This window comes from Streptomyces sp. SA15, from assembly GCF_002291145.1.
In the GTDB taxonomy this organism is placed as follows: domain Bacteria; phylum Actinomycetota; class Actinomycetes; order Streptomycetales; family Streptomycetaceae; genus Streptomyces.
In genome coordinates this window covers 1-23881 of sequence record NZ_NTGE01000078.1, presented here as the reverse complement: position 1 = coordinate 23881, position 23881 = coordinate 1, and the positions used below count along the sequence as shown (strand labels likewise).

22 protein-coding genes and 3 pseudogenes are annotated in these 23881 nt (G+C 69.8%); 6 read left to right on the top strand and 19 right to left on the bottom strand.

The window, feature by feature from the left end; translation table 11 throughout:
* The 4 genes and pseudogenes from CLM62_RS14575 to CLM62_RS14560 all read right to left on the bottom strand — a co-directional run.
* Positions 1-256 (bottom strand): annotated as a pseudogene (locus CLM62_RS14575) (ATP-binding protein); the annotation flags it as partial.
* A 300-nt stretch (positions 257-556) separates the two neighbouring features.
* Positions 557-880 carry an STAS domain-containing protein gene (locus CLM62_RS14570; protein ID WP_095750291.1) on the bottom strand — a complete coding sequence of 108 codons (324 nt, stop codon included), beginning with the start codon at positions 878-880 and terminating at the stop codon, positions 557-559.
* 177 nt (positions 881-1057) lie between these two features.
* The gene (locus CLM62_RS14565; RefSeq protein WP_095750290.1) at positions 1058-1906 is read right to left on the bottom strand and encodes a 3-hydroxyacyl-CoA dehydrogenase family protein; all 849 of its coding nucleotides are present in this window, start codon (positions 1904-1906) and stop codon (positions 1058-1060) included.
* A 137-nt stretch (positions 1907-2043) separates the two neighbouring features.
* A pseudogene (locus CLM62_RS14560) lies at positions 2044-2340 on the bottom strand (TetR/AcrR family transcriptional regulator); the annotation flags it as partial.
* An 83-nt stretch (positions 2341-2423) separates the two neighbouring features.
* On the opposite strand from CLM62_RS14560, the pseudogene CLM62_RS14555 reads away from it, so the two are divergent.
* Together CLM62_RS14555 and CLM62_RS14550 are read left to right on the top strand one after the other, a co-directional pair.
* Positions 2424-2660 (top strand): annotated as a pseudogene (locus CLM62_RS14555) (ABC transporter permease); the annotation flags it as partial.
* Positions 2661-2673: 13 nt separating this feature from the next.
* Complete coding sequence (locus tag CLM62_RS14550; RefSeq protein WP_095750289.1) at positions 2674-3246, top strand: cob(I)yrinic acid a,c-diamide adenosyltransferase; 573 nt, start codon at positions 2674-2676, stop codon at positions 3244-3246.
* Here CLM62_RS14550 and CLM62_RS14545 read toward each other — a convergent pair.
* Positions 3243-3446 (bottom strand): DUF5708 family protein, encoded by a 204-nt coding sequence (locus CLM62_RS14545; RefSeq protein ID WP_095750288.1) that lies wholly within the window; start codon positions 3444-3446, stop codon positions 3243-3245. The two genes, CLM62_RS14550 and CLM62_RS14545, sit on opposite strands and share 4 nt — an antisense overlap.
* Positions 3443-4030 (bottom strand): hypothetical protein, encoded by a 588-nt coding sequence (locus tag CLM62_RS14540; RefSeq protein WP_095750287.1) that lies wholly within the window; start codon positions 4028-4030, stop codon positions 3443-3445. The genes CLM62_RS14545 and CLM62_RS14540 overlap by 4 nt, the downstream gene beginning before the upstream one ends.
* Before the next feature lie 153 nt (positions 4031-4183).
* On the opposite strand from CLM62_RS14540, the gene CLM62_RS14535 reads away from it, so the two are divergent.
* The 3 genes from CLM62_RS14535 to CLM62_RS14525 all read left to right on the top strand — a co-directional run bounded on the left by CLM62_RS14535 (position 4184) and on the right by CLM62_RS14525 (position 7963).
* Complete coding sequence (locus CLM62_RS14535; RefSeq protein ID WP_095750286.1) at positions 4184-5371, top strand: sensor histidine kinase; 1188 nt, start codon at positions 4184-4186, stop codon at positions 5369-5371.
* Positions 5368-6009 carry a response regulator transcription factor gene (locus CLM62_RS14530; RefSeq protein WP_095750285.1) on the top strand — a complete coding sequence of 214 codons (642 nt, stop codon included), beginning with the start codon at positions 5368-5370 and terminating at the stop codon, positions 6007-6009. Before CLM62_RS14535 ends, CLM62_RS14530 begins: the two co-directional genes overlap by 4 nt.
* A 103-nt stretch (positions 6010-6112) precedes the next feature.
* Positions 6113-7963 carry a glycoside hydrolase family 18 chitinase gene (locus CLM62_RS14525; protein ID WP_095750284.1) on the top strand — a complete coding sequence of 617 codons (1851 nt, stop codon included), beginning with the start codon at positions 6113-6115 and terminating at the stop codon, positions 7961-7963.
* Between the two features lie 5 nt (positions 7964-7968).
* Here CLM62_RS14525 and CLM62_RS14520 read toward each other — a convergent pair whose 3' ends face one another.
* The 13 genes from CLM62_RS14520 to CLM62_RS14460 all read right to left on the bottom strand — a co-directional run bounded on the left by CLM62_RS14520 (position 7969) and on the right by CLM62_RS14460 (position 19914).
* Positions 7969-8415 (bottom strand): DUF2550 domain-containing protein, encoded by a 447-nt coding sequence (locus CLM62_RS14520; protein ID WP_095750283.1) that lies wholly within the window; start codon positions 8413-8415, stop codon positions 7969-7971.
* A gap of 129 nt (positions 8416-8544) precedes the next feature.
* On the bottom strand, positions 8545-8919 hold the full coding sequence (locus tag CLM62_RS14515; RefSeq protein ID WP_095750282.1) for a F0F1 ATP synthase subunit epsilon: 375 nt from the start codon (positions 8917-8919) through the stop codon (positions 8545-8547).
* Positions 8920-9029: 110 nt separating this feature from the next.
* Positions 9030-10466 carry a F0F1 ATP synthase subunit beta gene (atpD, locus tag CLM62_RS14510; RefSeq protein ID WP_095750281.1) on the bottom strand — a complete coding sequence of 479 codons (1437 nt, stop codon included), beginning with the start codon at positions 10464-10466 and terminating at the stop codon, positions 9030-9032.
* Complete coding sequence (locus CLM62_RS14505) at positions 10467-11381, bottom strand: F0F1 ATP synthase subunit gamma (RefSeq protein ID WP_095750280.1); 915 nt, start codon at positions 11379-11381, stop codon at positions 10467-10469. It abuts the gene before it with no gap.
* A 21-nt stretch (positions 11382-11402) separates the two neighbouring features.
* Positions 11403-12995 (bottom strand): F0F1 ATP synthase subunit alpha, encoded by a 1593-nt coding sequence (gene atpA, locus CLM62_RS14500; RefSeq protein ID WP_095750279.1) that lies wholly within the window; start codon positions 12993-12995, stop codon positions 11403-11405.
* A 169-nt stretch (positions 12996-13164) separates the two neighbouring features.
* Positions 13165-13980, bottom strand: coding sequence for a F0F1 ATP synthase subunit delta (locus CLM62_RS14495; protein ID WP_095750278.1), 816 nt, complete (start codon positions 13978-13980; stop codon positions 13165-13167).
* The gene (locus CLM62_RS14490) at positions 13977-14528 is read right to left on the bottom strand and encodes a F0F1 ATP synthase subunit B (RefSeq protein ID WP_179382098.1); all 552 of its coding nucleotides are present in this window, start codon (positions 14526-14528) and stop codon (positions 13977-13979) included. The genes CLM62_RS14495 and CLM62_RS14490 overlap by 4 nt, the downstream gene beginning before the upstream one ends.
* Before the next feature lie 42 nt (positions 14529-14570).
* The gene (locus CLM62_RS14485) at positions 14571-14819 is read right to left on the bottom strand and encodes an ATP synthase subunit C (protein ID WP_029382919.1); all 249 of its coding nucleotides are present in this window, start codon (positions 14817-14819) and stop codon (positions 14571-14573) included.
* A gap of 74 nt (positions 14820-14893) precedes the next feature.
* Positions 14894-15703, bottom strand: a complete 810-nt coding sequence (gene atpB / locus CLM62_RS14480; RefSeq protein WP_095750277.1) for a F0F1 ATP synthase subunit A — start codon at positions 15701-15703, stop codon at positions 14894-14896.
* 222 nt (positions 15704-15925) lie between these two features.
* A complete protein-coding gene (locus CLM62_RS14475; RefSeq protein ID WP_095750276.1) occupies positions 15926-16339 on the bottom strand; it encodes a hypothetical protein in 414 nt (137 codons plus the stop codon).
* A gap of 286 nt (positions 16340-16625) precedes the next feature.
* Positions 16626-17582, bottom strand: a complete 957-nt coding sequence (locus CLM62_RS14470; RefSeq protein WP_095750275.1) for a 3-hydroxybutyryl-CoA dehydrogenase — start codon at positions 17580-17582, stop codon at positions 16626-16628.
* Positions 17583-18004: 422 nt separating this feature from the next.
* Positions 18005-19348 (bottom strand): crotonyl-CoA carboxylase/reductase, encoded by a 1344-nt coding sequence (gene ccrA, locus CLM62_RS14465; RefSeq protein WP_095750274.1) that lies wholly within the window; start codon positions 19346-19348, stop codon positions 18005-18007.
* Positions 19349-19410: 62 nt separating this feature from the next.
* Positions 19411-19914 carry a hypothetical protein gene (locus tag CLM62_RS14460; protein WP_095750273.1) on the bottom strand — a complete coding sequence of 168 codons (504 nt, stop codon included), beginning with the start codon at positions 19912-19914 and terminating at the stop codon, positions 19411-19413.
* Between the two features lie 220 nt (positions 19915-20134).
* Here CLM62_RS14460 and CLM62_RS14455 point away from each other — a divergent pair.
* Positions 20135-23881: type I polyketide synthase (locus CLM62_RS14455; protein ID WP_179382097.1), on the top strand; the 3747-nt coding region annotated here is incomplete at its 3' end.

The following is a 23881-nucleotide window of genomic DNA, read 5'->3' as shown; positions in this document are numbered from 1 at the left end:
CCTCGGCGCGTTCGGCCGCGCCCAGCTTCTCGGGCCGGCCGGGGCGCTCGCCCGGTGGGCAGGCCTCGATCTCGCTGCCGTCGACCGGGTTGACGGTGAGCAGGAAGTCGCCCGTGACGAGCTGCACCGTGCGGGCGAGCGCCGGCGCGTGTTGTCCGAAGTCGGATGTCAGGGAGTCCCTGGGCGGACGCCGGCCCGGCGCATGGCCGTCACCTTCGTGGCCGTACTCCTCGGGTTCCCGGTTGTTCGGGTCCATAGGTTTCAAGCCCCCCAAAAGCGTCGTGTGCCCAATCCGGCCCCTCCCGGCCTGTTGCACACCGCGCTGTCGCTTCTGGTCCGGGCCCGCTCGAGGGTTTTCAGCGGCGGGCGACCGAACCCTAAACCTTCGCACAGTATCTACGACAGCCCGGGGTACCGCGCCGTCCGAGACGTCACAGTCTCATGAGGATTGGGCGCGTCGTACGATTCGCCGCCCTGCGCCCGGGTCTCCCCCGTCGCCGGGGTCACACCCGATCGTTGTGTCACATTCAGTAGGACTGTCACATTCGGCCTGATGTCACACCCGAGGCAGGGACTCCACACCGATGCCGCCCTCGATCGCGAGGATGCGGTGCAGCCTCGTCGCGACGAGCAGGCGCTGCATCTGCGGCGGCACGCCGCGCAGGACCAGCCGTCGGCCACAGCGGCCGGCCCGCCGGTGAGCCCCCATGATCACCCCGAGTCCGGTGGCGTCCCAGGAGTCCAGCTCGGACAGGTCCAGTACCAGATCGCCGACTCCGTCGTCGACGGCCGAGTGCAGGACCGTACGGGCGTCCGCCGCGCTGCGCACGTCGAGGCGGCCCCCGACGACCAGCTCGACGTGGTCGCCCCTGATGTGCATATGCGCTCCCCTGTGCGTGCGTGCCGTGCTCCGCGTTGTGTGATGCCTTGCTGTGTGTCCGGTGATGCAACCTCTGACGGTGAAGAGCTGTCAGAGGTTGCCGTCTGTAAGCGAACCGATACCGAATTCACCCCAGGGTGTGATGCCCGAGGGGCGTGTGCGGTTTCCGCGCTTGCCTCAGTGCTTGTAAAAGCCCTGCCCGCTCTTGCGCCCGATGTCACCGGCGTCCACCATCCGGCGCATCAGCTCCGGCGGGGCGAACTTCTCGTCCTGGGACTCGGCGTAGATGTTGCTGGTGGCGTGCAGCAGGATGTCGATGCCGGTGAGGTCCGCCGTGGCGAGCGGTCCCATGGCGTGGCCGAAGCCCAGCTTGCAGGCGAGGTCGATGTCCTCGGCGGTGGCCACGCCCGACTCGTACAGCTTGGCGGCCTCGACGACGAGCGCGGAGATGAGCCGGGTGGTCACGAAGCCGGCCACGTCCCGGTTGACGACGATGCAGGTCTTGCCGACGGACTCGGCGAACTCCCGTGCGGTGGCGAGGGTTTCGTCGCTCGTCTTGTAGCCGCGCACCAGCTCGCACAGTTGCATCATCGGCACCGGCGAGAAGAAGTGCGTGCCGACGACGCGCTCCGGGCGCTCCGTCACGGCCGCGATCTTGGTGATCGGGATGGCGGATGTGTTGGAGGCGAGGACGGCGTCGTCCCGCACCAGCTTGTCCAGGGCGCGGAAGATCTCGTGCTTGACTTCCAGCTTCTCGAAGACGGCCTCGACGACGATGTCCGCGTCGGCGGCGGCTTCCAGGTCGGTGGTCGCGGTGATGCGGGCGAGGGCGGCGTCGGCGTCGTGCGCCTCCAGCTTGCCCTTGCCGACGAACTTGTCGTACGAGGCCTTGATGCCGTCGGTGCCACGCCTGAGCGCCTCGTCGGTGACGTCGCGCAGGACGACGTCCCAGCCCGCCTGCGCGGAGACCTGGGCGATACCGGAACCCATGAGTCCGGCGCCGATGACGGCCAGCTTCCGTGCCACTGTGCGACTCCCCATTGAAACGCCTTACACGCTGCTTACGTTTGCCTCTCCGGCGGACCTTAGCGCTCGTGAGGGGCGGCGTGAGCGGTAAGTAATGCGCGTCACGTCTCAACTGACGGACATCACACCGGCAGGGGTCATTCCGGTGCTCGTACGGCGTAGTTGAGCACCTTCTCACTCAACAGCTCCTCGATGCCGTCGAGGAGAACGAGCATCTCTCGTGACACTTCGCCCGGATTTCGTCCGGCGACCATTTCGCGACCGATGCGCTCGAACACGGTCTTGTGGATCCAGGTGATCTGCCCGGCGATCAGGCTCGGCAGCGGATCGTCGTCGGCGGCACCGGCCTCCTCGCGCAGGGTCGCCTCCAAGTGGTCCTGGACCTCCTGCTGGAGGCTCCACAGGCGGGAGCGCAGCGGCGGCGCCTCCTGGAGGCGAGCCGCGCCGACCGGTGGGACCTGGTCCGCCGTCTGCGCGACGAGCACGGCACGACCGTCTTCCTGACCACCCACTACCGCTGACCATGCCGTCGATGCTCCTGTCGGGCCTGATGCTCCCGATGACCCTGGGTCCGGCCTGGCTGGACGTCCTGTCGCACTTCATGCCGTTCCGCTATCTGGTGGACGCGGTGCGGGACGCGTACGTGGGCTCGTACGCCACGGACACCATGCTGTACGGCGCCGTGGTGGCCGTGGCCTTCGCGGCCCTGGCCGTGACAGTGGGCACACGGGTCTTCCGGACGGCCGGAGCGTAATTAGGCTGGCCACATGGTCAATCTGACGCGCATCTACACCAGGACCGGCGACCAGGGCACCACCGCCCTCGGCGACATGAGCAGGGTCGCCAAGACCGACCTGCGGATCTCCGCCTACGCGGACGCCAACGAGGCGAACGCGGTGATCGGCACGGCGATCGCGCTGGGCCACCTGGACCACGAGATCGTCAAGGTCCTCACCCGCGTCCAGAACGACCTGTTCGACGTGGGTGCGGACCTGTCGACGCCGGTGGTGGAGAAGCCGGAGTTCCCGCCCCTGAGGGTCGAGCAGTCCTACGTCGACAAGCTGGAGGCGGACTGCGACCGCTTCCTCGAAGGGCTGGAGAAGCTGCGCTCCTTCATCCTGCCGGGCGGCACCCCGGGCGCGGCCCTCCTCCATCAGGCGTGCACGGTGGTCCGCCGGGCCGAGCGCTCGACCTGGGCGGCCCTGGAGGTCCACGGAGAGGTCATGAACCCGCTCACCGCGACCTACCTCAACCGCCTTTCCGACCTGCTGTTCATTCTGGCGCGGGCTGCGAACAAGGAGGTCGGGGACGTGCTGTGGGTGCCGGGCGGGGAGCGCTAGCGGCGTCCGGCACCGGGTGAGCTGCGCGCCGCCTGGTACAGGCCCGTCGCCACGAGGACGCCGCCGACGGACATCATCACCACACCGACCTTCGTCAGGGTGAAGACCGGGACCTCCACTCCCCCGGTGAACAGCCACAGCACCAGGCCGGCCACGAAGGTGGCGACGCCCTCCAGCAGGTTCTTCCGCGCCGCGCTCATCGCCGGACACTCTCCTTCGAGGACGTGGCCTCAGCCGCGCGCAGGCCGTCGCCCGGGTCCTTCTTCGGCCAGATCAGGTAGGCCAGCGCGACCAGGCCATGGATGCCGGCGGTCCTGAGTGCCGCCCACTGGAAGGACCGCAGGGACGACACGTCGCCGTCGTCGCCGACGTACCAGACCGCACCCTGGAGCAGCGCGCAGGCGACGGCCGCCGCGAGGACCGTACGGAGCCACAGGCGGCCCTCGTGCCGGGCGCGCGGCATGCCGTAACGCGGGGGCTTCGGCGGAGGCGGGGCTCCGCCCAGGCGGTGCGCGGCGTGGCCGTCCAGCCAGCGGATCGTGTAGTGGCCGTAGGCGACCGTGAAGCCGATGTAGAGCGCCGCCAGCCCGTGCTCCCAGCTCGGTTCGGCGCCGTTCTTCAGGTCGATCGCCGTCACGACGAACAGGACCAGCTCCAGCACGGGCTCGCACAGCAGCAGGGCCACGCTCGTCCGGCGCCACTTCAGCAGGTAGCGGACGGCCAGACCCAGCGCCAGCAGCACCCAGAAGCCGACCTCGCAGGCGATGATCAACGCGACGATCACGACGTACTCCCTTCGGTCACTCCTCAAGGCTCCCGTCGGGATCGCCCGCGATCGTCGTCGGCGGTGACGAAGTCGCGGTACATCGAAAGATGCAGTGCGGGACCGTTCCTGGGCATCAGGCGTCCGGCGCACGGGGCGTGTTGGATGGGCAGCATGGCCGTACGACTCCCCCGACCGCACCGCTTCGACGTGTACGTGGCTGTGGCCGGCCTGCTGGGCGGGCTCGCACTGTGCGGCATCGGCGCGACCACCCGGCCGTACGACGAGCCGATCGTGCTCTGGCCTGGGCGCTGGCCGCTGCTGCTGCCGCTCGTCGTGATGGCCTGCTGCGAGGTGCTGCGACGGACGGCGCCGCTCACCGGCCTGCTGATCGGCACGGTCGCGCTGACCTTCGACACCATGACGCAGGGCAGCCTGGCCGCGCTCCTGATGTACACCGACCTCATGTACGCGGCCGTCCTGTACGGGACCCCTGCCTGGGCCCGCCGCCTCCCCCGGATCACCGGGCTGCTCTCGGTCGCCGCCGCCGTGGTGCCGTTCGCGGCGTGGCGGGTGCCGCAGGCTCTGCTGATCGGCGTGGCCGTCGGCGTCGTGCTGTTCGGGCCCGCCGCCACCGGCCTGATCGTCCGCAACCACCGCGACGCCGCCGAGGCCGCCCGACTGCGCGCCGAGCAGACCACGCTGCTCGCCGAGATGGACCGCGCCCAGGCGGTCACCACCGAACGTGCCCGCATGGCACGGGAGTTGCACGACATGGTCGCCAACCACCTCTCCGCGATCGCCATCCACTCCACCGCCGCGCTCTCCCTGAACGACCCGAAGACCTCCCAGGAGGCGCTCGCCGTCATCCGCGAGAACAGCGTGGAGGGCCTCGCCGAGATGCGGCGGCTGATCGGGATCCTGCGCGACGGCGACAGCGAGCCGGCCGCGACACCGACCCTCGAAGGACTCCCCGCGCTCGTCGAGGGCGCCCGCACCAACGGCCTGGACGTCACCCTCGAGACCGACCACGGCCCGCTGCCCGCCCCGGTCGAGCTCGCCGCCTACCGCATCGTCCAGGAGTCCCTCACCAACGCGCTCAAGCACGCCGGTCCCGGCCGCGTCACCGTCGCGCTCGCCCAGCTGGACGGCTCCGTCACCATCGCCGTGACCAGCTTGTACGGCGACCGGGACGGGCCGAGCGCCCCCGGCTCGGGCGCCGGACTGGTGGGCATGCGCGAACGGGCCGCGCTGCTGGACGGCAGCTTCGAGGCCGGCCCCGAAGACTCGACCGACGGCAAGATCTGGGCCGTACGAGCGACCCTCCCTGTCACCGACCTCACCCAAGGAGACCCCGCATGATCCGCGTCCTCGTCGCCGAGGACCAGTCCGCCGTCCGCGCCGGACTCGTCCTCATCCTGCGCAGCGCACCCGACATCGAGGTGGTGGGCGAAGCGGCGGACGGCGAACAGGCGGTGGCGCTGGCCCGTGAACTGAGGCCGGATCTCGTCCTGATGGACGTCCAGATGCCCCGCCTCGACGGCGTCTCCGCGACCCGCCAGGTCGTCTCCGAGAACCTCGCCGACGTACTTGTCCTGACCACGTTCGACCTCGACGAGTACGTCTTCGGCGCGCTGCGCGCGGGCGCGGCCGGCTTCCTGCTGAAGAACACCGAGGCGCGGGGGCTCCTCGACGCGGTCCGTACGGTGGCGCGCGGCGAAGGTCTGCTCGCGCCCGCGGTCACCCGCCGTCTGATCGCCGAGTTCGCCGCGAAGCCCGTACGCCGGCCGTCGGCCGACTCGTCCGTCCTCGACTCGCTGACGCGCCGGGAACGGGAGGTGCTGTCCTGCCTCGGGGAGGGCCTGTCCAACGCGGACATCGGAGTACGTCTGGACATGGCGGAGGCCACCGTGAAGACCCACGTCAGCCGCCTCCTGGGGAAGCTGGAACTGCGCAGCCGGGTCCAGGCGGCGGTCATGGCTCAGGAGTTGGGCCTGTAACAACTGACTACCCCGCACTGCTTATTGGTCTGGACCTATTGACCTATGGTCCAGACCTTTCTATTGTCCTGCGCACCTCATCACACTCCCCTAGGAGACGCGGATGCGCCTCGGACACAGACTCAGAATCAGGCACCGACTGGGACACAGAGCCGTGGCAGGGCTCACCACCCTGCTGCTGCCGTTCGCCGCACTGGTCGGGCTCGCGAGCCCCGCCTCCGCCGCCCCGTCGGCGACCGCCACCTACGCCAAGACCCAGGACTGGGGCTCCGGCTTCGAAGGCAAGTGGACGGTGAAGAACACCGGCACCACGGCCCTCACCTCCTGGACCGTCGAGTGGGACTTCCCCTCCGGCACGTCCGTCACCTCCGCCTGGGACGCCGACGTCACCTCCTCCGGCACCCACTGGACCGCCAAGAACAAGTCCTGGAACGGCACCCTCGCCCCCGGCGCCTCCGTCTCCTTCGGCTTCAACGGCTCCGGCTCCGGCTCGCCCGCCAACTGCAAGCTCAACGGCGGCAGTTGTGACGGCGGCACGGTCCCCGGCGACGCGGCCCCCTCCGCGCCCGGCACCCCGACCGCCTCCCATGTCACCAACACCTCGGTGAGGCTGGCCTGGAGCGCGGCCACCGACGACAAGGGCATCAAGAACTACGACGTCCTGCGCGACGGCGCCAAGGTCGCCACGGTGACGACCACGTCGTACACCGACACCGGCCTGACCGCCGGCACCGACTACTCCTACACCGTCCAGGCCCGCGACACCGCCGACCAGACCGGCCCGGCCGGCGGCGCGGTCAAGGTGCGCACCACCGGCACCACGGAGCCCCCGCCCTCGGGCGCCAAGGTCAAGCTCGGCTACTTCACCGAGTGGGGCGTCTACGGCCGGAACTACCACGTCAAGAACCTGGTGACCTCCGGCTCCGCGCAGAAGATCACCCACATCAACTACGCGTTCGGCAATGTCAAGGACGGCAAGTGCGTCGTCGACGACACCTACGCCGCCTACGACAAGGCCTACACCGCCGACCAGTCCGTCAGCGGCACCGCCGACACCTGGGACCAGCCGCTGCGCGGCAACTTCAACCAGCTGCGCCAGCTGAAGGCCAAGTACCCGCACATCAAGGTGCTGTACTCCTTCGGCGGCTGGACCTACTCCGGCGGCTTCGGCCAGGCCGCCGCCAACCCGGCCGCCTTCGCCGCCTCCTGCAAGGCCGTGGTCGAGGACCCGCGCTGGGCCGACGTCTTCGACGGCATCGACATCGACTGGGAGTACCCCAACGCCTGCGGCCTGACCTGCGACACCTCCGGCCCCGCGGCCTTCAGGAACCTGATGCGGGCGCTGCGTGCGGAGTTCGGCTCGAACTACCTGGTCACCGCCGCCATCACCGCCGACGGCTCTTCCGGCGGCAAGATCGACGCGGCCGACTACGGCGGTGCCTCGGCCTACGCCGACTGGTACAACGTGATGACGTACGACTTCTTCGGCGCCTGGGCGAACACCGGCCCGACCGCCCCGCACTCACCGCTCACCTCGTATCCCGGCATCCCGACCGCGGGCTTCAACTCCGCCGACGCGATCGCCAAGCTGAAGGCGAAGGGCGTGCCGTCCGCCAAGCTGCTGCTCGGCATCGGCTTCTACGGCCGCGGCTGGACCGGCGTCACCCAGTCCGCCCCCGGCGGCACGGCGACCGGCGCGGCACCCGGCACGTACGAGGCGGGCATCGAGGACTACAAGGTGCTGAAGAGCTCCTGCCCGGCCACCGGCACCGTCGCGGGCACGGCGTACGCGCACTGCGGCAGCAACTGGTGGTCGTACGACACTCCCTCGACGATCGCCGGGAAGATGACCTGGGCCAAGAACCAGGGCCTGGGTGGGGCGTTCTTCTGGGAGTTCAGCGGTGACACCAGCAACGGAGAGCTGGTGAGCGCCATCAACAACGGGCTGCGATAAGCCCGTCAGGCCACATTGACGCGCTGACCGGGCGGGGCTGCCTCCAGCCACGCGAGGAAACCGGTCAGCGCGTCTTCGCTCATCGCGAATTCCAGGCGCGTGCCCCGGTGCAGACAGACGAGGATCACGTGGTCGGACAGCAACGCCAGCTCCTCCTCGCCCTCGGGGACGCGGCGACCGGCCACCTCGATCGACGCACGTTCCAGGACGCGGCGCGGGCGAGGGGCGTAGGAGAAGATGCGGTACCACTCGATGCGGTCGCCGTTGTAGCGGGAGACGCCGTAGCTCCAGCCTTTGCCACTTGTGTCGGGTTTCTCCGGCACGTCCCAGCGCAGGCTGGAGTCGAAGGTGCCACCGGAGCGCTGGATGAGCCTGCGGCGCAGCCCGAAGACGAACAGTCCCAGCGCCACCAGGACTACGACCAATCCGCACACAGTCAGAGCGAGGACCATCGACACCGACCTCCTCGTCTCCTCGGTAACGGAATGGAAAAATCGCCCACATCTGCCTCAGCCGCGACCGGTACCGGAGAGCTCCGGTTCCAGCCGCGGCTGAGTGACGTCATCGTGCGACGCGCTGTTTCAGCGCGCCGCCGCCGCTCGCAGTCGTACGTCCGCGCGACGCTCGGCGAAGGCATCGCCCTCCGCCTTCGCGCGCTCGAGCTCCCGCTCCGCGCGCTGGACATCGATCTCGTCCGACAGCTCGGCGATCTCGGCCAGCAGCGACAGCTTGTTGTCCGCGAACGAGATGAAACCGCCGTGCACCGCGGCGACGACCGTCCCACCATCACTCGTACGGATGGTCACCGGGCCCGACTCCAGCACACCGAGCAGCGGCTGGTGACCGGGCATGACGCCGATGTCGCCGGACGTGGTGCGCGCGACGACCAGTGTGGCCTCGCCGGACCAGACCTCTCGGTCGGCCGCGACCAGCGCGACGTGCAGCTCAGCAGCCAAGGTGGCTCCTCGGGTCACCACCCGGCGGGTCTGCCGGGTGTTGGTTACAAGTCTAGTAGGCGTGGATGAGGGGGCGGGACGACCCCCGCCCCCTCATCGAGAGCCGAGGCTCAGGAGACGCCCAGCTCCTTCGCGTTCTTCTTCAGGTCCTCGAGACCACCGCACATGAAGAACGCCTGCTCCGGGAAGTGGTCGTACTCGCCGTCGCAGATCGCGTTGAACGCGGCGATCGACTCGTCCAGCGGCACGTCGGAGCCGTCCACGCCGGTGAACTGCTTGGCGGCGTGGGTGTTCTGGGACAGGAAGCGCTCCACGCGGCGGGCACGCTGGACGACCAGCTTGTCCTCCTCGCTGAGCTCGTCGATACCGAGGATCGCGATGATGTCCTGGAGGTCCTTGTACTTCTGCAGGATCCCCTTGACGCGCATGGCGCACTCGTAGTGGTCCTGCGCGATGTAGCGCGGGTCCAGGATGCGGGACGTGGAGTCCAGCGGGTCCACGGCCGGGTAGATGCCCTTCTCGGAGATCGGACGGGAGAGAACCGTCGTCGCGTCGAGGTGGGCGAAGGTGGTGGCCGGGGCCGGGTCGGTCAGGTCGTCCGCGGGGACGTAGATCGCCTGCATCGAGGTGATCGAGTGACCACGCGTCGAGGTGATCCGCTCCTGGAGCTGACCCATCTCGTCGGCCAGGTTCGGCTGGTAACCCACCGCGGACGGCATACGGCCGAGCAGGGTGGACACCTCGGAACCGGCCTGGGTGAAGCGGAAGATGTTGTCGATGAAGAACAGCACGTCCTGCTTCTGCACATCGCGGAAGTACTCCGCCATGGTCAGACCGGCCAGGGCGACGCGCAGACGGGTGCCCGGGGGCTCGTCCATCTGACCGAAGACCAGGGCGGTCTTGTCCAGAACGCCGGACTCTTCCATCTCCGCGATGAGGTCGTTGCCCTCACGGGTGCGCTCGCCGACGCCCGCGAAGACGGAGACGCCCTCGTGGAGGTTGGCGACACGCATGATCATTTCCTGGATCAGCACGGTCTTGCCGACACCGGCACCACCGAACAGACCGATCTTGCCGCCCTTGACGTACGGGGTCAGCAGGTCGACGACCTTCAGGCCGGTCTCGAACATCTCGGTCTTGGACTCGAGCTGGTCGAAGGCGGGAGCCTTGCGGTGGATGGACCAGCGCTCGCCGTCGTAGGTCTCGTCGGCGTTCAGCACCTCACCGAGGGTGTTGAACACCTTGCCCTTGGTGAAGTCGCCGACCGGGACGGTGATGCCCGAGCCGGTGTCGGTCACCGGGGCCTGACGGACCAGGCCGTCGGTGGGCTGCATGGAGATGGCGCGGACCAGGCCGTCGCCCAGGTGCTGGGCGACCTCGAGGGTCAGCGTCTTCTTCTCGCCGGCGTTCGCCGGGTCGGAGACCTCGACGTGGAGGGCGTTGTAGATCTCCGGCATCGCGTCGACGGGGAACTCCACGTCGACGACCGGGCCGATGACCCGGGCGACGCGGCCCGTAGCCGTCGCGGTCTCAACAGTGGTGGTCATTTAGTAGTCACTCCCCGCGGTCGCGTCGGCCAGGGCGCTCGCGCCTCCGACGATCTCGCTGATTTCCTGGGTGATTTCGGCCTGGCGGGCCTGGTTGGCAAGCCGGGTGAGGTTCTCGATGAGCTCGCCGGCGTTGTCGGTGGCCGACTTCATCGCGCGCCGCGTGGCGGCGTGCTTCGAAGCGGCCGACTGGAGCAGCGCGTTGTAGATACGGCTTTCCACGTACCGCGGCAGCAGGGCGTCCAGGACGTCCTCCGCCGAGGGCTCGAAGTCGTACAGCGGGGGGATCTCGCCCTTCGGCGCCTCCTGCGCGACCTCGTCGAGGCTGAGCGGCAGCAGGCGCGCATCGAGCGCCGTCTGCGTCATCATCGACACGAACTCGGTGTAGACGATGTGGAGCTCGTCCACGCCGCCCTCTTCCGTATCCGTCTCGATGGCCTCGATCAGCGGAGCCGCGACCTTCTTGGCGTCCGCGTACGACGGCTGGTCCGTGAACCCGGTCCACGACTCCGTGATCTTGCGCTCACGGAAGTTGTAGTGGGCGACACCGCGCCGGCCGACGATGTAGATGTCGACCTGCTTGCCCTCGCGCTCCAGGCGCTCGGTCAGCTGCTCCGCCGCCTTGATGGCGTTGGAGTTGAAGGCACCGGCGAGACCACGGTCGCTCGTCAGGAGCAGCACCGCGGACCGGGTGACCGTGTCGGCCTGGGTGGTCAGCGGGTGCTTGGTGTTCGAGCCGGTACCGACCGCCGTGACCGCGCGGGTCAGTTCCCGCGCGTACGGCGTGGACGCCGCCACCTTGCGCTGCGCCTTGACGACGCGCGAGGCGGCGATCATCTCCATCGCCTTGGTGATCTTCTTGGTCGCGGTGACGGATCGGATGCGACGCTTGTAGACCCGGAGCTGGGCTCCCATGAGTCAGGTCCCTTCCTTACGTCACTTGGAGACGCTGACGGCCGATTCCTCGCCGAGCAGCTTGCCGTCCGAGGTCTCGAACTGCTTCTTGAACTCCGCGACCGCGTCGGCCATGGCCTGCAGCGTGTCGTCGGACATCTTGCCGCCCTCCCGGATGGAGGTGAGCAGGCCCTGCTCCTTGCGGTGCAGGTACTCCAGCAGCTCCTTCTCGAAGCGGCGGATGTCGCCCACCGGCACCTCGTCCATCTTGCCGGTGGTGCCGGCCCAGATGGAGACGACCTGGTCCTCGGTGGACATCGGCTGGTACTGCGGCTGCTTCAGCAGCTCGACCATGCGCTGACCGCGCTCCAGCTGCGCCTTCGACGCGGCGTCCAGGTCGGAACCGAAGGCGGCGAACGCCTCCAGCTCACGGAACTGGGCGAGGTCCACGCGCAGACGGCCGGAGACCTGGCGGATCGCCTTGTGCTGGGCGGAGCCACCGACTCGGGAGACCGAGATACCGACGTTCAGGGCCGGACGCTGACCGGCGTTGAACAAGTCGGACTCCAGGAAGCACTGGCCGTCGGTGATGGAGATGACGTTGGTCGGGATGAACGCCGACACGTCGTTGGCCTTCGTCTCGACGATCGGCAGACCGGTCATCGAGCCGGCGCCCATGTCGTCGGACAGCTTGGCGCAGCGCTCCAGCAGCCGGGAGTGCAGGTAGAAGACGTCACCCGGGTAGGCCTCGCGGCCCGGCGGGCGGCGCAGCAGCAGGGACACGGCGCGGTAGGCGTCGGCCTGCTTGGAGAGGTCGTCGAAGATGATCAGGACGTGCTTGCCCTGGTACATCCAGTGCTGGCCGATGGCCGAACCGGTGTACGGCGCGAGGTACTTGAAGCCGGCCGGGTCGGACGCCGGGGCGGCGACGATGGTCGTGTACTCCAGGGCGCCGGCCTCCTCCAGCGCACCGCGCACGGACGCGATGGTGGAGCCCTTCTGGCCGATGGCGACGTAGATGCAGCGGACCTGCTTGTTCGGGTCGCCGGTGCGCCAGTTGTCGCGCTGGTTGATGATCGTGTCGACGGCCAGGGCGGTCTTGCCGGTCTGGCGGTCGCCGATGATCAGCTGACGCTGACCGCGGCCGATCGGGGTCATGGTGTCGACGGCCTTGTAGCCGGTCTCCATCGGCTCGTGCACCGACTTACGGACCATGACGCCCGGGGCCTGCAGCTCGAGGGCGCGGCGGCCTTCGGTCTCGATCTCGCCGAGGCCGTCGATCGGGGCGCCGAGCGGGTCGACGACGCGGCCGAGGTAGCCCTCGCCGACGGCAACGGACAGGACCTCGCCGGTACGGGAGACCGGCTGGCCCTCCTCGATGCCGCTGAACTCACCGAGGACGATGGCGCCGATCTCGCGCTCTTCCAGGTTGAGCGCGAGGCCGAGGGTGCCGTCCTCGAACTTCAGCAGTTCGTTGGCCATGGCCGAGGGGAGACCCTCGACCTTCGCGATGCCGTCGCCGGCAAGGGTGACCGTACCGACCTCCTCGCGCGAGGCCGCGTCCGGCTTGTACGACTGGACAAACGTCTCCAGCGCGTCCCGGATCTCCTCCGGCCGGATCGTGAGCTCCGCCATCTGGGTTCCCTGCTCTCCTTGTTGGGCCCGAAGTTTCACTTTGGGGGGGTGCCTGAACTCCCGGACTCCCCCCTGAAAGAGGTGAATCCTCTGCACGGCCCAACCGGGCCGTAGGTACACGTACTGATACTGCTTATGAAGTTGCTGCCTGGCTTTATGAAGTTGCTGCCTAGCTCGCCATGCGGCGGCCGGCGTCCTCGATGCGGTCCGCGATCGAGCCGTTGATGACCTCGTCACCGACCTGCACCCGGATCCCGCCGACGACCTCGGGGTCCACGTCCAGGTTGAGGTGCATCGTGCGGCCGTAGAGCTTCGCGAGGGCGGCACCCAGGCGCCGCTTCTGCGGGTCGCTCAGCGGAACCGCCGAGGTCACGACGGCCACCATGCGGTCCCGGCGCTCCGCGGCCAGCTTGGACAGGGACTCCAGTCCCGCCTCCAGGCTACGTCCCCGCGGCGCGGCGACAAGACGCTTCACCAGACGCTCGGTCGTCGCGGCGGACCGACCTCCGAGCAGGCTGCGCAGCAGCTCGCTCTTGGCAGAGGTACCCGCCTTGCGGTTGGTCAACGCGGCACGCAGCTCGGTGCTCGAAGAGACGATCCGGCCGAAACGGAACAGTTCGTCCTCGACGCTGTCGAGCGTACCGGCCCGCTGGGCGGCGGTGAGGTCGGCGAGGCTCGCCAGCTCCTCCAGCGCGTCCACCAGGTCACGCGACTGCGACCAGCGGGAGCGCACCATGCCGGCCACCAGGTCGGCGGTGGGACCGCTGACCTGGGAGCCGAGCAGGCGCTGGGCCAGCTCGGCCTTCGCCTCCCCGGCCTGCGCCGGGTCGGTGAGGACCCGACGCAGCGACACCTCGCGGTCGAGCAGCGCGGTGACGGCGGCCAGCTCGTCGGCGAGCTTGGACGCGTCGACGGACGTGTTGTCCGTCAGCGCGTCGAGACGCTCACGTGCGGCTGCCAGGGCCTCGCGGCTCGCTCCGTTCATCGGGTGGCCTCGGCCTTCTCCTCGAGCTCGTCAAGGAAACGGTCGATCACACGGCTCTGGCGGGCGTGGTCCTCGAGGGACTCCCCGACGAGCCTGCCGGCCAGCTCGGTGGCCAGCTTGCCGACGTCCTGGCGGAGCACGGACGCAGCGGCCTTGCGGTCGGCCTCGATCTGGGAGTGACCGGCGGCGACGATCTCCTCACGCTGCCGCTGGCCCTCCGCGCGCATCTCGGCGATGAGCGCGGCACCCTGCTCCTGCGCCTCCTGACGCAGGCGCGCGGCCTCGTGCCGGGCCTCGGCGAGCTGGGCCTTGTACTGCTCCAGGACGCTCTGAGCCTCTGTCCGCGCGGCCTCGGCCTTCTCGATACCGCCCTCGATGGCGTCGCGACGCTCTTCCAGAACCTTGTTGATGTTCGGAAGGAGCTTCTTGCCCAGGACGTAGAAGACGATTGCGAAGGCAATCAGGCCGATGACGAGCTCAGGGATCTCCGGGATGAGAGGATTCTGGGCCTCTTCCTCGGCGGCCAGCTGTACCAGGGGCGAGATCACATCAGTTCCTTCCGTCGAAGTTTCTCGTCGGCCAGGACCGGATCAGGAAGGAACCGGGTAGACGAAGCCCATGACCAGACCGATCAGGGCCAGCGCCTCACAGAGCACGAAGCCGAGGATCTGGTTCTGACGGATGAGACCGGCGGCCTCGGGCTGCCGGGCGAGGGCCTGCGTACCGTTACCGAAGATGACGCCCACGCCGATGCCGGGGCCGATGGCGGCCAGGCCGTAGCCGATCGCGGCGAAGTTGCCCTGGATGTTGGTCGCAGCGAGGGTCTGGAGAGCGGACATGCCGTTTCTTCCTTCTTGTTCAACGGGCCGGTGGGGGTTGGCCACCGGGCGTATGCGGGGTGGTTCTGTCTGGCTCAGTGGTGCTCGGCGAGCGCGCCCTGGATGTAGCTGCAGGACAGGAGGATGAAGACGTAGGCCTGGAGCGCCTGGATGAACAGCTCGAAGACCGTCATCACGAGGACCATCACGAACGACACGGCCGAGTAGGCCATGCCGATGCCGTTCAGCAGGTACCAGGTGCCGATGGTGAAGATCAGCAGCAGGACGTGCCCGGCGAACATGTTGGCGAAGAGCCGCACCGCGTGCGTGAAGGGCCGGATGAACACGTTCGACAGGAACTCGAAGAACATGACCATCGGGAACACCGGACCGAGCGACGGGTCGTACGCGGTGAGGTTCTTGAAGCCGCCGACGAAGCCGTGCCGCTTGAAGGTCAGGGTCATCCACAGGATGTAGACGATCGCGGCGAGGCCGGCCGGGAAAGCGATGATCGCGGTGGCCGGGAACTGGGCGATCGGGACGATCGACCAGAGGTTCATGATCCAGATGAAGAAGAACAGCGAGACCATGAGCGGGACGTACTTCTCGCCCTCGCGCTTGCCGATCGTCTCGTAGACGACGCCGCGGCGGACGAAGTCGTAACCGGCCTCACCAACCATCTGGAGCTTGCCCGGCACCAGCTTGGGGTTGCGGAAGGCGGCCCAGAAGAACCCGATGACGAGGACCGTGCTCAGCACGGTCAGCAGCATCGGCTTGTTGAACTCGATCCCGCCTACGGTGAACAGCGGCTCGAAGAGAAAGGAGTGCAGGCCGGGGGTCGGGAAACCGCACCCATCGAAAATATGACAATCAGTCTCGAAGGCGAGCGTCTTGGCGTCACTCACCGCGAGCTCCTTCAGCGTGGCGCATGGGTACGGCAACCTCGATGTGTCGGCGCGGTGTGCGACCGCGGAACGGCACTGGACTGGACTTGCGGATATGGGGGCGGCGACTGGGCTCTGAGTCGTGAGGCGTCACAGACACGGCTGCCACCCACGCCAGCTCTGCCGCAGTTGTGGCGAGACCATAGCAAATGAGCGGAAGCCCCTTTACACCAGCCCTACGGATCACGACGGCGTCCGGGCGGAGTCCGGCTCCACGTAGAGGACCTTGGCCTTCATGTGCGAACGCACCTGCGCCGCGATCCACACCAGGGTGGCGGCAAGCAGGGTGAAGGCGAAGCACTTCGGATTGAAGGCGGACGTACCGCGCAGGGTGGTCAGGACGACCATCAGCAGCAGGATCTGCGTGGTGTAGACCAGCAGCCCCATCATCTGGAAGAGGTGGGGAAGCGAGCGTGCCGTCCGTTGCAGCACGACGAGGCCGCTGGTCATGAACAGCACGACGAGAAGAGCGCCGAAGGCGGCGCCGAGCGCACCCTTGCCGCCGGCCACGGCGGCACTGACTGCGACTCCCACCACGCCGGCGGCAGCGGTGGGCAGAGCGCAGTGAAGGAGCGTTCGGACGTCGTTGGACTGCATGGGGGCAGCTCCTCCGGCGAGGTCTGGGCGGAACGGTGTGGGTCGTCGATGGACGACAGTATCCCGAGAGCGACGAGGCATACCTCACCCGGGTGGCCGGATTGAGCGGATGCCACCCACGATACTTCCCGGGGTTCTCGTGAACCGTATCACAAACTATTTGATGCAGTCTTTACCCGGAAGGATGCCGACCGTCACACGGACGGGTCACAGGACGACACGACAAGGTGACATGTGGTCGCAAGAGTGCTATACGCGCCGGGCGCGAGTCGAGCCGGGGGCCACATTACGGACCATGCGCTCCGTATGTATAGAAGCCCTGGCCGGACTTGCGCCCCAGCAGGCCGCCGTCGACCATGCGGGACAGCAGCGGCGGCACGGCGTGCGTGGGCTCCTTGAACTCCTCGTACAGGGCCGTGCCGATGGCCGCGACGGTGTCCAGGCCGATGAGGTCCGCGAGCGCCAGCGGGCCCATGGGGTGGGAGCAGCCCAGGGTCATGGCCTTGTCGATGTCCTCGGCGGTGGCGAAGCCCGACTCGTACATCCTGACGGCGGCCAGCAGGTACGGGATGAGCAGGGCGTTCACCACGAAGCCGGAGCGGTCGGCGGCCTGGACGACCTGCTTGCCGAGTACCGCGGTCACGAACTCCGCGGCGATGCGGCGGCTGCGGTCGCTGGTGAGCAGCGAGCCGACCACCTCCACCAGGGGCAGCACCGGGGCGGGGTTGAAGAAGTGCAGGCCCAGGACCTGACCGGGGCGGTCGGTGGCGCGGGCCAGCCGCATGATCGACAGGGCGGAGGTGTTGGAGGCCAGGATCGCCTCCGGATCCTCCACGATCTCGTCCAGCGTGCGGAAGAGCCGCAGCTTGGTGGGCTCGTGCTCGGGGGCCGCCTCCAGCACCAGCTGGCGGTCGCGCAGATCGGCGAGGTCGGTGGTGAAGGAGACCCGTGCCAAGGCGGCATCGCGGTCGGCCTCGGTGGCCTTGCCCCGGCGGACGCCGGCGGCGAGGGAGCGTTCCAGCCGGGTGCGGCCCCGCGCGAGCCCCTCCGGTCCGGAAGCGGCGACCAGGACGTCACGCCCGGCTCGGGCGCACACCTCGGCCAGCCCCGCGCCCATCACCCCGCACCCGACCACACCGACGCGCCGGATCGCCAGGGCCGCCGCGGTCTCCTGTGCCGGGGCGGGCTCTGCCGACCGGTCGGGCTCCACGGGCGTCACAGATGCAGCCGTCGCAGTACTCATCTCACATCTCCTTCGGACCGAGCCCGGCCGGCGGCCGGGACAGCACTCGGCTCCGTCGCCGAGCGACCGGTGACCTGGCTCGGCCGTGTTCGGTGGCATACGGAGGGCGGCGGAGCCGGAATCGGGGGTACGGCGCCGGCGGGAGGGTCCGGTGGGACGGGAGTCCGGCCGTACGAGGTCCAGCGGGCCGCGCGGCGGGACCGGGGTCGCCGGCCGGGGCCGCCGGGCCCCGCACGGCCGGCTCTCGTCCGGGGCCTGTCCGACAGGCTCCCGTCGTCCGCCCGGAGGGCGGGCCCCCGCGGCGGCGACCCGGGGCCCGCGCGTGCTCGGCTCGAGCGGGGGGAACATGCCTGCCGGCGTCGCGGGCGGGCGGGAATGTCGGACCGGCTTGAGGCCGGGCGGAGGTATGGACCCGTCGTGGTTCAGGGGGTCGGGGTGAGGTCGCGCAGGAGGTTGAGGCGCTCCTCGCCCACGCGGGTGCGCAAGGCGGGGTCGGTGACGCCCTGGCCGGGGCTGTCGGCCAGGCAGAGGACACCGACCTTGCCGATGTGGCGGTTGGCCTGCACGGAGCGGGCCGCCTCGGCGATCTCCGGGAGGGGGTAGACCGCGGAGAGGGTCGGCACGATCCGGCCGAGGGACAACAGCCGGTTCAGCTCCCACTGTTCCTGAAGGTTCGCGGCGTGGCTGCCGACTATTCGCTTCAGTTTCATCCACAGGTACCGGTTGTCGTACGCGTGCTGATAGCCCGTGCTGGAGCCGCAGGTCACCACCGTGCCGCCACGGCGGACCACGAACACGGAGATCGGGAAGGTGGCCCGGCCAACGTGTTCGAAGACGATGTGCGGGTCCTCTCCCACCTCCCGGCGGATGATGCGGCCGAGCCGCTTGCCCGTCTCGATCACCGCCGCCGGGTCGTCCGCCGTACGGTCGTCGAGGCCGATCTCCTGACGGTCGATCACCACGTCACAGCCGAGCCGCCGCGCCGCCTCCGCCTTCGCGGGTGAGCTGACGACGCCGACCGGGATGCCGCCGCCGTTCTTGACCAGTTGCACCGCGTAGGCGCCGAGGCCGCCGGCCGCACCCCAGACCAGCACGACGTCGCCCTGCTTGAGCCGGGCGCCCCGGTCGCCGACCAGCATCCGGTACGCGGTGCCCGCGCACAGCGGACTGCAGGCCGCCTCCTCCCAGGTGAGGTGGCCGGGCTTGGGGATCAGCTGGCTGGCCCGGACCACCGCGTAGTGGGCCAGGCCGCCGAAGTTGGTCTCGAAGCCCCAGATGCGCTGCTCGGCGCCGAGCATCCCGTCGGCCTGCGTGGCCGCTTCCTGGTCGTCGACCTGTACGCAGCTGACCACCACATGGTCGCCGGTCTTCCAGTGCCGCACCCCGGACCCGGTGCGCACCACCACGCCGGCGCCGTCCGACCCCAGCACGTGGTACGGCCGGTCGTGCCGCGCCGCCCAGCCTCCCTGCGCGGCGAACTGCTGCAGGAAGCGGAAGGTGGGCAGCGGCTCGAAGATCGCCGACCACACGGTGTTGTAGTTGACGGCGCTGGCCATGACGGCCACCAGCACCTCGTCCGGCGCCAGTTCGGGCATCGGCACCTGCCCGATCCGCAGTGACTTGCGGACGTCCTTGTCAGCCACACCCTGGAACATCTCCGCGTCCTCGGCGCGCAGATACGCCGCGGTGTATTCCGTGGGCAGCGCCAAGCGCTCGAGTTCCTGCGGGGGCGCGCCCGCCCGAACCGCTTCCGACAGAGAGGTCATGGTTCGCCTTTCCCGGGATTCGCACGGCCCGAGCGTCGGTCCGTGCGCCGCATTGTCAGGCCCTAGTCGCGGTAGCACTGCACTTCGTCGGCGGGAATCCAGTCGCCGCTTTCCTCGAACTTGATGAAACCGCGTTTGACGTAGTGCTTCTCGTCGACGATTTCATACCGTTCCTTGAGCAGGAAGGACTTTCCGAATCCGACGCATTCGCCGACAAAAGCTAGATAGCCGTCCTGCCAGCCCTCGGAGGTGAGGAGCGTACGGTTACCCCAGTCGTCGTAGTAGTAGCCCGAGAATGCCGACTCCGACTCGACCCATTGGACGACGAAACGGCCCGTGAGATCGTGCTCCGGCACGCGCTGAGTCATCTCGTAGGCGTGCCCGGAGAAGGTCGGTGCCGTGTTCCAGGAAGCGAGTCCCTTGGTGGCCGGGTCGGCGGTGAAGTTCGTCCACTCCGCGCGGAAGTCGCCGAGCAGGAAATCCAGGTCGTGCATCTTTTCCGGCGCCGACGGCTTGACGAATTCCTGCTCCCCGGAAGGCACGGGTTCCTGCTCGGAGACACTCATTGCGGGACCACTCCAATTCTGGATGACACATGGGCTTCTGGATGACACACGGGAATTCGCTGCATGCTAATCACGCGGAGACCCCTATCGCCAACCCCTACCGTCTCCCCATTCACCATGGCGCGGCTTCTGGGGTGGCTGCGGGGACGCGGTTAGGGGCGATCAGTGCATACCTTCGGCGCCGAAGTGCGCGGTATGCCAATCTCTCGGGCGGGTTCAGGTGACGAACGAAGCGCAGCTGGTTGATTACCTCAAGAAGATGGCAGCCGATCTGCGGCAGGCCCATCGGCGGATCAGGAAACTTGAGGCAGACGGCGCCGAGCCCCTCGCCATCGTCGGAATGGCCTGCCGGCTGCCCGGCGGCGTCGGCTCTCCCGACGAGCTCTGGGATCTCGTCGCGCGCGGCGAGGACGCCATCACCGGCATGCCGGGGGACCGCGGCTGGGACCTCGGCACGCTCTACGACCCCGATCCCGACCACCCCGGCACGTCCTATGCCGTGGAGGGCGGGTTCGTCGCCGGGGCCACGGAGTTCGACGCCGAGTTCTTCGGTGTCTCCCCGCGCGAAGCCCTCGCGATGGACCCGCAGCAGCGGCTGCTGCTGGAGACCGCCTGGGAGGCCCTGGAGAACTCCGGGCTGGATCCGCGGTCGCTGGCCGGCTCACGCACCGGCGTGTTCACCGGACTCATGTACCACGACTACGCCACCGGTCCGGGCACGCTGCCCGACGAGGCCGAGGGCTACCTGAGCACGGGCACGGCCGCCAGCGTGGCCTCAGGGCGGATCTCGTACTTCCTCGGCCTGGAGGGGCCGGCCGTCACCCTCGACACCGCCTGCTCGTCGTCACTGGTCGCCTTGCACCTCGCGATGCAGGCGCTGCGCGACGAGGAGTGCGACCTGGCGCTGGCGGGCGGTGCGACCGTCATGTCCACCCCCGCCACGTTCGTGGAGAACTCCCGGCAGCGCGGCCTCGCGCGCGACGGCAGGTGCAAGTCGTTCGCCGCCGCGGCCGACGGCGTCGGCTGGGGCGAGGGCTCCGCGCTGCTCGTCGTCGAACGGCTCTCGGACGCCCGCCGCAAAGGCCACCAGGTCCTGGCGGTGGTGCGGGGCAGCGCGGTCAACCAGGACGGCGCCTCCAACGGTCTCACCTCCCCCAACGGCCCTTCCCAGCAGCGGGTGATCCGGCAGGCCCTGGCCTCCGCCCGGCTCGGCTCCGCGGACGTCGACGTGGTGGAGGCGCACGGCACGGGCACGACCCTGGGCGACCCGATCGAGGCGCAGGCCCTGCTGGCCACCTACGGCCAGGACCGCCCCGCCGACCGCCCGCTGCGGCTCGGCTCGGTGAAGTCGAACATCGGGCACACCCAGGCCGCCGCCGGCGCCGCCGGGATCATCAAGATGGTCCTGGCGATGCGGCACGAGCAGCTGCCCCGGACGCTGCACGTCGACTGTCCCACGCCCGAGGTGGACTGGTCGGCGGGCGCGGTGGAGCTGCTGACCGAGAACCGCCCCTGGCCGCGCACCGACCGCCCCCGGCGGGCCGGGGTGTCCTCGTTCGGGATCAGCGGCACCAACGCGCACGTCATCCTGGAGGAACCGGAACCGGCCGACCTCGCCCCGGAGCAGGCGCCGGACGAGGACACGGTCGGCGCCGCGGTCGCCGCGCTGCCGGTGGTGCCGGTGCTGCTGTCGGCGGCCATCGCCGGGGCGCTGCCGGCGCAGGCCGCCCGGCTGCACGCGCATCTGCTGGACCGGCCCGAGCTGCGGCTGGACGAGGTGGCGTGCGCGCTGGCGACCACACGCACCGCGTTCGAGCACCGCGCGGTGCTGTCGGTCGAGGACCGCGCCGACCTGCTGGACAGGCTGGCCGAGCTGGCGGCGGGCGGCAGCCCGGCCGGACTGGTGAGCGGGGTCGCCGACGAGGTGCGCAGCGCCTTGCTGTTCACCGGGCAGGGCGCGCAGCGGCCGGGCATGGGGCAGGAGTTGTACGAGGCGTTCCCGTCGTTCGCGCGGGCCCTGGACGCGGCGTGCGAGGAGCTGGACACGAGGCTGGACAGGCCGTTGCGTCCGCTGCTGTTCGCCGCCCCGGACAGCGCCGAGGCACGGCTGCTGGACCGGACGCTCTACACCCAGTCGGCGACGTTCGCGCTCGGGGTGGCGCTGTTCCGGCTGCTTCAGGAGTGGGGCGTGCGCCCGCGGCTGCTGTCCGGGCACTCGGTGGGCGAGCTGACCGCCGCCCATGTGTCGGGGCTGTTGTCCCTGTCCGACGCCTGTGAACTGGTCACCGCGCGAGGCCGGTTGATGCAGGAGCTGCCCGAGGGCGGCGCGATGGTGTCGGTGGCGGCGACTCCGGAGGAGGTGCTGCCCCTGCTGGCCGGTCACGAGTCGGTGGCGGGCATCGCGGCGGTCAACGGACCGGGATCGGTGGTGGTGTCGGGCGACGAGGGCGTGATCTCGTCGATCGCGGCGCACTTCACCGAGCTGGGGCGCCGGACCCGGCGGCTGCCGGTGAGCCACGCGTTCCACTCCCCGCTGATGGATCCGGTGGTCGAGGAGTTGCGGCAGGTCGCCGGGCGGCTGTCGTTCGGCGAGCCGGTCATCCCGGTGGTCTCCAGCGTGACGGGCACGCTCCTCGAACCGGCCGACTGGGCGGACCCGGCCTACTGGGCGCGGCAGGTGCGGGAGCCGGTCCGTTTCCACGACGTGGTGCGCGCCCTCGCCGCCGAGGGCGTGAGCGTCTTCCTCGAACTGGGCGCCGACGCCGCGCTCACCTCCATGGTGGAGGAGACCCTGGCGGACGCCGGGGGCACGGCCGCCGCCGCCGCCGTGCCAGCGCTGCGCCGGCAGCGCTCGGAGGTCCGCACGCTGACGGCCCTGCTGGCGCACGCGCACACGGCCGGCGTGGGCATCGACTGGGCGGCGTTCTTCGCCTCCCGTCCGACGCGGCGGGTGCCGCTGCCGACGTACGCCTTCCAGGGATCGCGGTACTGGCTGCGGGGCATCCCCGGGGCGGGCGACGTGGCCGCGGCGGGCCTGGTCCCCGCCGAGCACCCCTTGCTGGGCGCCACGGTGGTCCCGGCCGCCGAGGGCGGCCGACTGTTCACGGGGCGGCTGTCCGCCGACAGCCATCCGTGGCTGGCGGACCACGCGATCGACGGCACGGTGCTGCTGCCCGGCACGGCCGCGGCCGAGCTGGCGCTGTGGGCGGGCGGGCATCTCGGGCTGGACCGGGTGGCGGACCTCACCCTGGAGGTGCCGCTCGTCCTGCCTGCCGAGGGCGGGCTGCGCGTCCAGCTCACGGTGGGTGCCGAGAACGCGGCGGGCGAGCGTGAGTTCGGCCTGTACGCGCAGCCCGAGAGGTCCGCCGAGGACGTGTGGACGCGGCACGCCGACGGCATCCTCACCGCGGCCGGCGGCCTGCCGGGCGAGGATCTGGCGGCCTGGCCGCCCGCGGGCGCCGAGGAAGTGGACATCGCCGGTCTCTACGCGGATTTCGCGGCGGCCGGCTTCCACTACGGACCGGTCTTCCAGGGGCTGCGCGGGGTGTGGCGGCTCGGCGAGGAGGTGTACGCCGAGGTGCGGCTGCCCGAGGCGTCCGCCGGTGACGCCGGGGAGTTCGGGCTGCATCCGGCGCTTGCCGACGCCGCGCTGCACGCGTCCGCCTTCGTGCCGGGCGAGTTCGGCCGGGAGCAGCAGGGCAGGCTGCCGTTCGCGTGGCGCGGGGTGTCCCTGCACGCGGCGGGTGCCGCTCGGTTGCGGGTACGGCTGACCCCGACCGGCCCGGACACGCTGGCGCTGCTGTTCGCCGACGCCACCGGCCGCCCGGTGGCCACGGTGGATTCACTGGTGGTGCGGCCCGCCGGTCGCCCGCCGGCGCCGGACGCCGCCGGGAACGCGCTGCTCCTGCCTTCCTGGGTGCCGGTCGGCCAGGCGGAGCCGGTGGGCCGCTGGGCCGTGCTGGGCGCG